The following is a 12,580-nucleotide window of genomic DNA, read 5'->3' as shown; positions in this document are numbered from 1 at the left end:
TTCGCCCCACGGTCAGTTGATCGACGCTTGCCCCATCGGTTCAGCAAAGGCGGCGGGCAGGCGCAAAGTCAAGCGCGCGTCGTCAACGGCCAGGCTGCCGTTCAGCTCGCGCGCCAGGTTGCGCACCAGGCGGATGGCAAAGCCCAGGCCCAGCAGCGGGGCACCGGCGGCGGTCTCTGCCTCGCGCTCGGCCTCGGCAGGCAGCTCGTCGCCGGCGGTAATCACAAAGCCGCGCGGGCGGGTGGCGCGCAGCACGGCCTCCTCGCCTTCGCGCCCGGCCGAGATGCTGAGCACTTCGCCCGCCCCCGCCACCGACACCAGTGCCGCGAGCAGGCGCGCGACCAGCCGCTCGATCGCGCGGTCGTCGCCCCGCACCGCAACCGAGTCGGCGCGCGACAGCTCGGTGCTCGCCCCACGCAGCCGGGCGAGCGGCGCGAGATCAGCGAGCACCCGCGTGATCAGCGGCGCCAGTGCGACATCGGCCGGGCGCAGTTCCAGCGCCCCGCGCTCGATCCGGGCGGCAGTGTCCAGATCGTCGATTGCGCCCAGCAGCGCGCGGGCCTGGTCAATGATCGTCTGGGCATAGACGCGGTAGGGGGCGGGCACCGGGCCGATCATCTGCCCCTCGATCATTTCGGCAAAGCCCGCAATCGCGGTGGTGGGCGTGCGCAGTTCGTGGACGAGCTGGCGCAGCGAATCGATCCGCGCCGCACCCGCACCCGGCTCGGCCCGCTCGTCCGCGCGCGGGCGGCGGGCAGCACCGCGATAGCCGGTGAAGCGGCCGGTCGACGGATCGAACACCGGCACGCCCGACAGGCGCCAGTCGCCGGCGGCATCGGACTGGCCGGTAATCACCAGCCGGGCACTGTCGAACCGCGCGCGCCGGCGGAACGCACCGCTGACCACGCCATCGACGGCGGCGGCGGCGCCTGCGCCATATTCCAGCGAAATGCCGATCACCGCGCCGCGCTCCACCCCGTCGGCCCAGCGGATGATGCCGCGCGCATCGGTTTCGAAGCGGAAGCTCAAGGGCGCGGGCGCCGCCGCCGGCGCGGCCATCACCGGTGCCGCCTCGCGCTGGCGCTGGAAGGCATCGATCCGCGCGACGATGTCGGCAATCTCGAACGGCCCGGTCGGCGTTGGTTCCGGCGGCGCGGCGGCCTGCTGCTGCAGCGCTTGCTGCATTACCGGCAGCGTGGCGGCCACCTGGGCAATTGGTGCGAAGCCGGGCTCGGGCGCCGGCACCGGCGGCACCTCGGCCAGCACCTCTTCCAGCGGTGCATCGGGCACGGCGACCGGCATTGGTGCGGCCTGCAGCGCGGGTTCGGCCGCCTCGCTTTCCAGGTCGTTCAGCAAACTGCGCCAGTCGGCGGGTTTCAGCGCCTTTACCTGCGCGGCAACCGCGGCACGGGCGGCGGCCTGTGCCTCTTCGCTCGCCGGCAGCACGAAATCGACCGGGCCATAGCTGGCCAGCGCCCGCCGCACTGCGCCGTTCAGGTCACGCCGGTGGCGCAGCACCGCGCGCGCCTGAGGCGACAGGCGCGGCATCAGCGCGATCCATTCGGCATCGGTCAGCCGCGCCGAACGCAGCAGCGGGGCGGCGACATTGCCCGGCTCCTCCGCCAGCAGGCCCACCAATGCCGCCGGCGGCTGGGCACCACCCAGCGAGCGCACCGATGCCGCGCGAATCGCCGGTGCCACGCGCGGACGGATGGCGCGCAGCGTGGCGATGACCTTGTCGGAAACGGGCGCGCGGCCGCGACCGACCAGATCGACGATCTGCCGCCACGCGAGCTGCGCGCCGAACCCCGTAGACAGGTCCGCGGCAAGCACCGTTTCCAGGCTATCGTTAAACCGCACGTTCCGTTACCTCGCCCGCACCGCCGCAAACGCGACGCGGTAACGATTCCTTAACCGCACCCAGCGGCGATGGGGAACTGCTCTTTTTGGTACGTCACATAGTGGGACAATTGCGCTTGGCCGTAATTATATTATAGATCATAGCGCGTGGGCGTGCCGAAAATATCCATAAAACTGCAACCTGAAACAGCCAAAGGGTGAAACATGGCCTTTGACCGGATCGACCGGCAAATAATGGACCTGCTGCAAGCGGACGGACGGATGACCAATGTCGACCTGGCCGAAAAGGTGGGGCTGACGGCGCCCCCCTGCCTGCGCCGCGTGCGTGCGCTGGAGGAGCAGGGCGCGATCCGCGGCTATCACGCCGCGCTCGACCCGGCGCACCTGGGTTATACGATCACCGTGTTCGCAATGGTCTCGCTGAAAAGCCAGGCCGAGGCGGATCTGGCCGCGTTCGAGGCGCATGTCGATAGCATTGCCGAAGTGCGCGAATGCCACATGCTGAACGGCGAGATCGACTTCATCCTGAAGATTGTCGCCACCGACCTGAAGGCGTTTCAGGAAATTCTCACCACCCGGCTGACCACCGCGCCCAATGTGGCGAGCGTCAAGACCTCGCTCACCATCCGCACCACCAAGGAATTGCCGGGCATTCCTGTCGCCGTCGACTGATGCCGGGCGGCACCGGCCCATGAAAAAGGGGCGCCGCGCTTCGTGGCGCAGCGCCCCCTTTTTTGGCATGCCGTGCGTCAGTTGCCGCCGGCGGCGGTGTCGTCCACGGTCGGCGTCTTCTGGTCCAGCCACACCGTCCAGAAGGCGGCAATGTCGCCCCGCGGGCCGGCCTTCACCAGCGCCAAGGTCGCCTTGGCAGCGGCCTTGTCGCCCGCCAGCGCCTGCGCCATCCCCAGATGGGTGTTGACCTCGTCAACCTTCACGCCGCCCTTGGTCAGCGCAAGCTTGTAGAGCTCGATTGCCTTGGCATAGTCGCCCGTGCCCAGATAGGCGTCGGCGGTGGCGGCCGCCGGCACACCGGTTGCCGCCGCAGCCGCGCGCTTGGCAGACGCCTCGAGCGGGCCGTCCACCGCAATCTGGCGGGTGGCGTCGCCATAAAGCGAGTTGGCGGGCGCAAAGCTGGCCGGAATCTTGCCGGCGGCGCGGCCCTCATCGATCACCGACTTGGCTTCCACCGCCAGACCGACGTCGAACAGGTCTTCGGCCAGTTCGGCATAATCGATCTGGTCAGCCAGCGCCTTGTTGACACGCAGCAGCCGCCACATGTCCACCTTCATGCGCTTGTCGAACGCCTGGGCATTGCCGGTGTTGAAGCGATAGTCGAGCAGCACCGCGCGCCAGTTCTTGCGGGTGGGATAATCGGCCAGATAGAGCCGCGCCCATTCCTTCCACACTTCATACTGCTTGGCCTTGTTCAACTGGCCCAGCGCATAGCGGTACCAGGCCTGATCGGCCTGCACACCGGCGGCCTTTTCACGGTCGATCGCCGCGCGAATCTCGCGGGTCGCGCCGACGGGGTCGCCCATTTCGGCGCGGGCGGAGGCGATGTTGAGCAGAATGCCGCGCTCGGTCGATCCGGCATCGCGCGCGCGCTCGAAGAAGCTGATCGCCTCCTTGTAGCGCTTGGCGCTGTATTCGATCTGCCCGCGCTTGTAGAGGAAGGCCGGCAGATTGGCCTTGTCGAGCTTGGGGTTGGCGATCAGCGCGTCGAGCGGGCCGACCAGCGCGGCTTCACCCTGAATATAGACGGCCTGATTGCCAGCCGCCCGCTGCACTAGCGCCCCCTCGACCACGCGGAAGCGGAACACCTGCGCCAGATAGATTTCATCCGGATTCTTGGCGACCTGCTCCATCTGCGCGACCAGCGGTTCGGCGGCGGTATAGTTCTTCTCGCCCAGCGCCTTCTGCGCCGGTTCGGCCACCTTGCGGAACGCATCGCTCAGCTGGATCGGCGGCGGCTGGTCCTTGCCGTCCTTCTTCTTCTGCGCCGGCGCGGCGGCCGGCAGCGCGATCAGCCCTGCGCCGAGCAACAGCGTGGCAAGGCGGGCGGCGCCCTTGGACTTCATCATCTCCCAAAACTCCTGTTCATTAACCGGGGTTGAGCCCCTGCTCGGATGTGATGGCGCCTGCATAGGACGGGCGCCACGCCCGTTCAAGCGACCGTCGCGGCGATTTGGCGCGGACACGCTGAACCGGCATTGAACGCTGGCGATGTGGGCCGTTTTGCGCCATGGGCAGCGCGCTATGGCCCGTTCCTGCTCGCTGATAACGCTGTCATGACCGCCGCCGTGGTGATCGGCGCGGGCGGTGGCATCGGCGCGGCGCTTGCCCGCGCAATCGCCGATGAAGCTATCCACGAGACGCTCTACTTATTCGCCCGCAGCAGTGCCGGGGCCGACCATCTCGACCTGCTCGACGAGGGCAGCATCGCCGCTGCCGCCGCTCGGGTCGCCGCCGGCCCGCCGGTCACGCTGGTGCTGGTGGCAACCGGCCTGCTCCATGCCGGCGACCTCGGCCCGGAACGCGCGATGAAGGCACTCGATGCCGACTGGCTCGCCCGCCAATATGCGGTGAACGCGATCGGCCCGGCGCTGGTCGCCAAGCATTTCCTGCCGGTGATGCCGCGCCAGGGCCGCACCGTGTTCGCCGCACTTTCCGCACGGGTCGGCAGCATCAGCGACAACCGGTTGGGCGGCTGGTATGGCTATCGCGCGGCGAAGGCAGCGCTCAACCAGCTGATCCGCACGCTGGCCATCGAGGACAAGCGCCGCAACCCGCAGTCGATCATTGTCGGCCTGCACCCCGGCACCGTCGACACGCCGCTGTCGCAGCCCTTCCAGGGCGGCGTCCGCCCCGACCAGCTGTTCAAGCCCGATCGCGCGGCGGTGCAGCTGCTCGACGTGATCGACGGGCTGAAAGCGCCCGACAGCGGCAAGCTGTTCGGCTGGGACGGCGCCGAAATCGCGCCCTGAACTCAGCGCCGGCCGAACAGCTTTTCGACATCGGCCATCTGCAGCTTCACCCAGGTCGGGCGGCCGTGATTGCACTGCCCCGAATGCGGCGTCGCCTCCATTTCGCGCAGCAGCGCGTTCATCTCGGCAACCGACAGCACCCGGCCCGCGCGCACCGAATGGTGGCACGCCATCGTCGCCGCGACATGGTCCAGCCGCTCGTTGAGGCTCAGTGTCGCGTCATGCGCGGCAAGGTCGTCGGCCAGGTCGGTCACCAGCGCGGCGACATTGCCGCGCGCCAGCACCGCTGGCACTGCCCGCACGATGACCGCAGCGGTGCCGAACCGCTCCAGCTCCAGCCCCAGCCGCGCCAGCTCGTCGCGCCGCGCCTCCAGCCGGTCGCAGGCCGGCTCGTCTAGGTCAACCACTTCGGGCAGCAGCAATGCCTGTGCGGCCACGCCGCCATCGGCCAGCCCGCGCCGCATCCGCTCCAGCACCAGCCGCTCATGCGCGGCGTGCTGGTCGACGATGACCAGCCCGTCCTCGGCCTCGGCCACAATATAGGTCTGCGCCACCTGCCCCCGAGCCACGCCCAGCGGATGGCGCGCCGGCTCGGGCAGCGGGGCAAGCGCTGCCTCCGCCAGCGCCTGGGGCAGCTCGGCCAGGAAACCCGGCTGGCGATCATTCAGCGCCAGTCCCGGCGACCAGCCATGCGGGCGATAGCCGGCCGGTGATTGCGCGAGCGGTGGCGCCGCTTGCGCCCCCTCCCCTTCACGCTGCCACAGCGCCCAGGCGGCAGCGGCCGGCGCCTGCGCGCTCCTGTGCCCGGCAGCATCCAGCGCGCGCTTCAGGCCGGAGACGATCAGCCCGCGCACCAGCGCCGGATCCCGAAAGCGCACCTCGGTCTTGGCGGGGTGGACGTTCACGTCAACCTCGCTGCCCGGCACCTCCAGGAACAGCGCGACCACCGCGTGCCGGTCCCTCGCCAGCACATCGGCATAGGCCCCCCGCACTGCGCCGGCCAGCAGCCGGTCCTTCACCGGGCGGCCGTTGACGAACAGATATTGGTGGTCGGCAATGCCCCGATTGAACGTCGGCAATCCGGCAACCCCGGCGATCTGGACGCCGTCACGCTCCAGCGCCACGATCACGCTGTTGTCGACCAGCGCCCGGTCGGTCAGCGCCGCCACCCGCGCCGGCCGGTCGATATCGGGCGGCGCGTTCAGCACCAGCCGCCCGTCATGGCGCAGCTGAAAGCCGATATCGGGCCGCGCCATCGCCAGCCGCCGCACCGCGTCCAGGCAGGCGGCATATTCGGCCCGCGCACTGCGCAGGAACTTGCGCCGCGCCGGCACCCGGGCGAACAGGTCTGCCACCCGCACCCGCGTGCCCGGCGGCAGGCCGGCCGGCCCCTCCTCCACCAGCGCGCCATTATCGACGGTGCGGCGCCAGCCTTCCACGCCGCGCACCCGGCTCTCCAGCGTCAGCCGAGCGACGCTGGCGATCGAGGGCAGCGCCTCGCCCCGGAAACCGAGCGTCTCAACCGACTGAATGGCGCCGTCAGCCAGCAGGTTTTCGGGCAGCTTCGACGTTGCATGCCGCTCCAGCGCCAGGGCCATTTCGGCGGGCGCCATGCCCACGCCGTCATCGCTCACCTCGATCAGCGCGGTGCCCCCGTCGCCCAGCGCGATGTCGATGCGCCGGGCGCCGGCGTCGATCGCGTTTTCCACCAGCTCCTTCAGCGCGCTTGCCGGGCGCTCCACCACCTCGCCCGCGGCAATGCGATTGACGACATGTTGGGGGAGGCGGCGTATTGACATGCCTGCGTCTCTAGCCCAAGCGGCGGCATTCCGCGACCCGCATCGATCATCAGCCGAGGCGGCTAGCTTTGACTGGCATAGCCGGTCGGGGGCGGATCAAGCGCGAACCGACGGGCGTTTCCTGCGCCCTGTATTGGACGGGACTGTAAATGGCTTTCTTTTCGCGGTTCTTCAATTTGATGTCGCACGACATGGCGATCGATCTCGGCACCGCGAACACGGTGGTTTATCTGCGCGGCCGGGGCATCGTGCTCAACGAGCCGTCGGTGGTTGCGATCGAGACGGTCAACGGTGTCAAGACGGTGAAGGCGGTCGGCGACGACGCCAAGCTGATGATGGGCAAGACGCCCGAAAGCATCCAGGCCATCCGCCCGCTCCGCGACGGGGTGATCGCCGACATCGACGTGGCCGAGCAGATGATCAAGCATTTCATCCGCAAGGTGCACGGCCAGCGCCGCTTCATGCGCTGGCCGCAGATCGTCATCTGCGTGCCGTCGGGATCGACCAGCGTCGAACGCCGCGCCATTCGCGACGCCGCGCAGAACGCCGGCGCCAGCCAGGTCTGGCTGATCGAGGAGCCGATGGCGGCAGCAATCGGTGCCGACATGCCGGTGACCGAACCGATCGGCAGCATGGTGGTCGATATCGGCGGCGGCACCACCGAGGTTGCCGTGCTCTCGCTGCGCGGGCTGGCCTATACCACCTCGGTCCGGGTTGGTGGCGACAAGATGGACGAAGCGATCGTTTCCTATGTCCGCCGCAACCACAATCTGCTGATCGGCGAGTCGACGGCCGAGCGGATCAAGCAGGAAGTGGGCGTTGCCAAAGCGCCGCTCGACGGCATCGGCAAGACCATCCACATCAAGGGCCGCGATCTGGTGAACGGCGTGCCCAAGGAAATCCAGATCAACCAGGGCCAGATTGCCGAGGCGCTGTCGGAACCCGTGGGCACCATTGTCGAGGGCGTGCGGATCGCGCTGGAAAACACCGCGCCCGAACTGGCCGCCGACATTGTCGACCAGGGCATCGTGCTGACCGGCGGCGGCGCGCTGCTGTCCGGCATTGACGAGGTGCTGCGCGACGAGACCGGCCTGCCGGTGACGATTGCCGAAGACCCGCTCACCTGCGTCGCGGTCGGCACCGGCCGCGCGCTTGAGGATCCCGTGTTCCGCGGCGTGCTGCAGAGCGCATGACCCCGGCGTAAGGAGGCTTAAGCGGTGGCATCGCGGCCACGTCGTCCGGGCTATTCGCGGCGCGCCCAATATGGGCAGTTCGCCGGCTATGTGCTTGCAGTCGCCGGGACCATGGTGGCTGCCCTGCTGCTCGCCGTGTCGATTTTCGACCCGCGCAGCTTTGCATCGATCCGTGCAGCGGCCGGCGAAGTGACGACGCCAATGTCTTCCGGCCTGGCCGGCATCACCGGCGCCATCGCCAGCGTGCCGCAGGGCGTGGCCGACTATTTCGGCCTCAAGCAGCGCAACGCCGCGCTCCGCGCCCAGATCGCCGCTGATCGCGCGATGACGATGCGGGCGCTTGGCATCATGCATGAAAACAAGCGGCTGAAGCGATTGCTGGCGCTGCGCGAGGGGCAGACCGGCACCGTCGCCACTGCCCGGCTGGTCAGCTCGACGGCGTCGAGCACGCGGCGCTTTGCGGTGCTGAACGCCGGCTGGCGCCAGGGGGTGAAGCCAGGGCAGCCGGTGCAGGGTGCCGACGGGCTGGTCGGCCGCATTCTGGAGGCCGGGCCGAACAACGCGCGCGTGCTACTGATTGCGGACGCCGAAAGCGTGGTGCCGGTGCGGCGGGTGCGCGACGGATTGCCGGCGATTGCCGCAGGGCGTGGCGACGGCTTGATCGAAATCCGCGCGATCGACATTGCCGATGCCCGGCTGGCGCCCGGCGACGTCTTCGTCACCTCGGGCGTCGGCGGCATCTATCCGCCCAACATCCCCGTGGCGCGCGTGGTCGGGCGCGGGCGGGACACGGCGCAGGCACGCGCCTTCGCCGCCACCGACACGCTCGATTTCGCGCTGGTCAGCCAGAGCTTTCAGCCGCTCGCCCAGCAACCGGATACGCAATGATGGCGCGGGTGCGCGGCCCTTTTGATCCGGAGCCGACACCGCTGATCGAAACGGTGCAGCCGGCACTTTCGGTGATGGCGGGCTCGCTGGTCACGCTGTTACCAGTGATTGCAGCTTTTCCGTTTCTGCCGCCCTTTGGCCTGTTGATGCTGGTCGGCTGGCGGCTGGCCAGGGTGGATGCGCTGCCGATCTGGGCGCCGCTGCTGCTGGGGCTGTTCGACGATCTGCTGAGCGGCCAGCCGTTGGGCAGCGCGATGCTGTTGTGGACGGTCAGCTTTCTGACGATCGACCTGCTCGACCAGCGGCTGATGACGCGCGATTTCTGGCAGGACTGGTTGCTCGGCGCCGGCGCGGTTGGTGCCAGCCTGATCGCGGGCCGGCTATTCGCGACTCCACTTGGCGCACATGTCGATACCCTGCTCTTGCTGCAAATTCTGGTTTCGATCATGCTTTATCCGCTCGTCGCCCAGCTCGTCGCCTGGCTCGACCGAGAACGGATTTCGGCATGAACCGCCAGACCAAGATCGTTACCGAGGCCGCCCAGAATTTCAGCTTCAGCCGCCGCACGGTGGCGCTGGGTCTGGGGCAGGCGGCGGTCGGCGTGGTGCTGGCCGGGCGGATGGGCTGGCTGTCGATCGCGGAAAATGCCCGATACGAAATGCTTGCGGAAAGCAACCGCGTGAACCTGACCATGGTGCCGCCGCGGCGGGGCTGGATCATGGACCGGCACAACACGCCGATTGCCAACAACCGCACCGATTTCCGCGTCGACATCATCCGTGACCGGCTGCGCGACCCCGACCGGGTGCTGGGCCTGCTGGCGAACATCCTGTCGCTCAAACCGGAAGATGTGGAGCGCATCCGGCTCGATCTGAAGGGCGCGGCCGGGTTTCAGCCGGTGGAAGTGGCCGACAATCTGGCCTGGGAGCAGTTTGCCGCGATCAGCGTGCGCCTGCCCGAACTGCCGGGCGTTGCCCCAACCCGGGGCTATTCGCGCAACTATCCGCTCGGCGCAGCAGTCGCGCACCTGACCGGCTATGTCGGCATCCCGTCCGCCGACCAGTACCGCGCGACCAAGGACCCGCTCTATGTGACCCCCGGCTTCAAGGTGGGCAAGGACGGCATCGAAAAGACACTGGAACAACGGCTGCGCGGCACCGCTGGCGCCAAGCGGGTGGAAGTGACCGCGCACGGCAAGCTGGTGCGCGAACTTGCCGCGCGTGCCGACGTGCCGGGGCAGACGGTGCGGCTCACCATCGATGCCGGGCTGCAGGAATATGCAGCGCGCCGGCTGGGCACCAATTCCGGGTCGGCCGTGGTGATCGACTGCCAGACGGGCGACGTGCTGGCGATGGTGTCGATGCCCGCCTATGACCCCAACAGCTTTTCCGACGGGATCAGCAAATGGGAATGGCGCATGCTGTCGGACAACGACCATGTGCCGCTGATGAACAAGACGCTGCAGGGGCTTTACCCCCCGGGCTCCACCGTCAAGCCGATGAACGCGCTGGCGCTGCTCCATGCCGGCATCAGCCCCAATGATCGGGTGGTGTGTTCAGGTGCGCTGCGCGTCGGTTCGGGCGTGTTCCACTGCCACAAACGGCGCGGCCATGGCGCGATCGATCTGAAGGGCGCAGTCGCCCAGAGTTGCGACATCTATTTCTACGAGATGGCGCGGCGGCTGGGCTATGACCGGTTCGCCCCGATGCTGAAGACGCTGGGCATGGGCCAGAAGTTCGAGCTGCCCTTCGCCAGCCAGCGCTACGGCACCGTGCCGGACAGCACGTGGAAGCTGAAGAAATACAAGGAAAACTGGACAGTCGCCGACTCGCTCAACGCGTCGATCGGCCAGGGCTATGTGCTCGCCAACCCGATGCAGCTGGCGGTCGCCGCCGCCCGCCTTGCCTCCGGCCTGCACATCGAGCCGCGGCTGTTCATGGATGGCAACACCCCTCGCCCGGCACCGCTTCAGGTGGACCCCGACCATTTCGCAACCGTGCGCGCGGCAATGCACGCAGTGGTGAACGGCGGCGGCACCGCCGGTTCTGCACGGCTGAACCTGCCCGGTATCGAACTGGCCGCCAAGACCGGCACCGCGCAGGTGCGCCGCATCACCATGGCGGAGCGTGCGCGCGGCGTGCTGGGCAATGCCGCCCTGCCCTTCAAGCTGCGCGACCATGCGCTGTTCATCTGTTTCGCGCCGGCCGACAAGCCGCGTTACGCGATGGGCATGGTGCTGGAGCATAATGGCCATGTGAACCGCGCGCAGGACACACCGCTGACCGCGCGCGACATCATGACATATCTGTTCGACAAGGATCGCGCGCTTGCCGCGCTTGCCGAGGTGGAACCCGGCTGGGGCGGCGACATCGCCACACGCATGGCCGCCGAAGCAACCAGCTTCCGCGCCGCCATGGCCGCCAACGCGCAAGGCCAGGCAACCGAGATGAACGCCGCCGCAGCGACAGAGTCGCAAGCTGTCAACGCCGCCTCCGCCGCCAGCAATGCGGCCGCCGCGACGCTGGGCAACAGTGCCGATGGCGGCGTCGCGGCCGAATCGACCGAAGCACGGAACGAACCATGAGCGCGCCGGGCAGCTTCGTTCCGGCGCCACTGGCGCAACTGCCGTGGCGGATCATTCTGCTGGTGCTCGGTATCGGCTGCTTTGGTCTGCTGGTGCTCTATTCGGCTGCGGGCGGCAGCATCAGACCCTATGCTCTGCCCCAGGGTATCAGGCTGTTCGGCTTCATGGCGATGGCGATCCTGCTGTCGCGCGTGCGCGAGGATCGCTGGATGGCGCTGTCGCTCCCGCTCTATGCGTTGCTGGTCGTGCTGCTGGTGATCGTTGAGGCGGCGGGTGCCGTGCGCGGCGGTAGCCAGCGCTGGATCGACCTGGGGCTCATCCGCCTTCAGCCGTCGGAACTGATGAAGCTGGCCATCGTGCTTGCCTGCGCGCGCTTCTATGACATGCTCCCCCCCAACGAAACGCGCCGCTTTTCGGCGATCTGGCCTGCCGCCACGCTGATCGGCATTCCTGCGCTGCTGGTATTGAAGCAGCCCGACCTGGGCACCGCCATGATGATCGCTGCCAGCGGGGTGACGGTGATGTTTCTGGCCGGGGTTCCGCTGCGCCTGTTCATCGGCGGTGCGCTCGCGCTGGGCGCAGCGGTGCCGCTGGCGGTGAACTTCCTGCTCCACGATTATCAGCGCAACCGGGTGCTCACCTTCCTCAATCCCGAGAACGACCCGCTCGGCACCGGCTATCACATCAGCCAGTCGAAGATCGCGATCGGCTCCGGCGGCATCTGGGGCAAGGGCTTCCTGCACGGCACGCAGAGCCACCTGCAATATCTGCCGGAAGGCCACACCGATTTCGCGCTCGCCACGATGATGGAGGAATGGGGGCTGATTGGCGGCCTTGTGCTGCTCGGCGCCTTCTTCCTGCTGCTGCGCTGGGGCCTTTCCGTCGCCGCACGCGCGCAGAGCCGGTTCTCCAAGCTGACCGCCGCGGCGCTCAGCACCACGATCTTCTTCTATTTCTCGATCAACATGGCGATGGTGATGGGCCTGGCGCCGGTGGTCGGCGTGCCGCTCCCGCTGATCAGCAATGGCGGCTCGGCCCAGATGACGATCATGCTGTGTCTGGGCATCCTGATGTCGATCGAGCGACAGAACCGCAGCGTCGTGCGCTTCTGAGCAGCGTCCAAAAACCGCTTGCACGCGCCCGACACGGCTGCTAACGGCCCGCTTCCGATCGGCAACGCGCCCTGGCGCCCCGCCCGGCATGGACGCATAGCTCAGTTGGTAGAGCAGCTGACTCTTAATCAGCGGGTCCTTGGTTCGAGCCCAAGTGCGT

The 12,580-nt window shown here is 68.1% G+C and carries 10 protein-coding genes; 7 read left to right on the top strand and 3 right to left on the bottom strand.

The features are described from left to right. Positions 1–12 precede the first annotated feature (12 nt). The gene (locus K2Y03_RS12750; RefSeq protein ID WP_294091144.1) at positions 13–1,860 is read right to left on the bottom strand and encodes a HAMP domain-containing sensor histidine kinase; all 1,848 of its coding nucleotides are present in this window, start codon (positions 1,858–1,860) and stop codon (positions 13–15) included. A gap of 204 nt (positions 1,861–2,064) precedes the next feature. On the opposite strand from K2Y03_RS12750, the gene K2Y03_RS12745 reads away from it, so the two are divergent. Continuing rightward, positions 2,065–2,532: an Lrp/AsnC family transcriptional regulator gene (locus tag K2Y03_RS12745; RefSeq protein ID WP_294091143.1), complete on the top strand. Its 468-nt coding sequence runs from the start codon at positions 2,065–2,067 to the stop codon at positions 2,530–2,532. 77 nt (positions 2,533–2,609) lie between these two features. Here K2Y03_RS12745 and K2Y03_RS12740 read toward each other — a convergent pair whose 3' ends face one another. Beyond that, positions 2,610–3,941 carry a hypothetical protein gene (locus tag K2Y03_RS12740; RefSeq protein WP_294091142.1) on the bottom strand — a complete coding sequence of 444 codons (1,332 nt, stop codon included), beginning with the start codon at positions 3,939–3,941 and terminating at the stop codon, positions 2,610–2,612. Between the two features lie 207 nt (positions 3,942–4,148). On the opposite strand from K2Y03_RS12740, the gene K2Y03_RS12735 reads away from it, so the two are divergent. Next, complete coding sequence (locus K2Y03_RS12735; RefSeq protein ID WP_294091145.1) at positions 4,149–4,844, top strand: SDR family NAD(P)-dependent oxidoreductase; 696 nt, start codon at positions 4,149–4,151, stop codon at positions 4,842–4,844. Positions 4,845–4,846: 2 nt separating this feature from the next. Here K2Y03_RS12735 and mutL read toward each other — a convergent pair whose 3' ends face one another. After that, positions 4,847–6,643, bottom strand: a complete 1,797-nt coding sequence (gene mutL, locus K2Y03_RS12730; protein ID WP_294091141.1) for a DNA mismatch repair endonuclease MutL — start codon at positions 6,641–6,643, stop codon at positions 4,847–4,849. A 149-nt stretch (positions 6,644–6,792) separates the two neighbouring features. On the opposite strand from mutL, the gene K2Y03_RS12725 reads away from it, so the two are divergent. The 5 genes from K2Y03_RS12725 to rodA are packed head-to-tail and all read left to right on the top strand — an operon-like array spanning position 6,793 to position 12,420. After that, positions 6,793–7,836, top strand: a complete 1,044-nt coding sequence (locus K2Y03_RS12725; RefSeq protein ID WP_294091140.1) for a rod shape-determining protein — start codon at positions 6,793–6,795, stop codon at positions 7,834–7,836. A 24-nt stretch (positions 7,837–7,860) separates the two neighbouring features. Beyond that, complete coding sequence (gene mreC, locus K2Y03_RS12720) at positions 7,861–8,724, top strand: rod shape-determining protein MreC (RefSeq protein ID WP_294091138.1); 864 nt, start codon at positions 7,861–7,863, stop codon at positions 8,722–8,724. Then, positions 8,724–9,233, top strand: a complete 510-nt coding sequence (gene mreD, locus K2Y03_RS12715) for a rod shape-determining protein MreD (RefSeq protein ID WP_294091137.1) — start codon at positions 8,724–8,726, stop codon at positions 9,231–9,233. Before mreC ends, mreD begins: the two co-directional genes overlap by 1 nt. After that, the gene (gene mrdA, locus K2Y03_RS12710; RefSeq protein WP_294091136.1) at positions 9,230–11,308 is read left to right on the top strand and encodes a penicillin-binding protein 2; all 2,079 of its coding nucleotides are present in this window, start codon (positions 9,230–9,232) and stop codon (positions 11,306–11,308) included. The genes mreD and mrdA overlap by 4 nt, the downstream gene beginning before the upstream one ends. After that, a complete protein-coding gene (gene rodA / locus K2Y03_RS12705) occupies positions 11,305–12,420 on the top strand; it encodes a rod shape-determining protein RodA (protein ID WP_294091135.1) in 1,116 nt (371 codons plus the stop codon). Before mrdA ends, rodA begins: the two co-directional genes overlap by 4 nt. The last annotated feature ends 160 nt before the right edge of the window (positions 12,421–12,580 follow it).

Origin of the sequence: Sphingomonas sp. (assembly GCF_019746015.1) — a bacterium.
In the GTDB taxonomy this organism is placed as follows: domain Bacteria; phylum Pseudomonadota; class Alphaproteobacteria; order Sphingomonadales; family Sphingomonadaceae; genus Sphingomonas.
The sequence above is the reverse complement of the archived record's forward strand: the minus strand, read 5'-3'. Positions and strand labels throughout refer to the sequence as shown.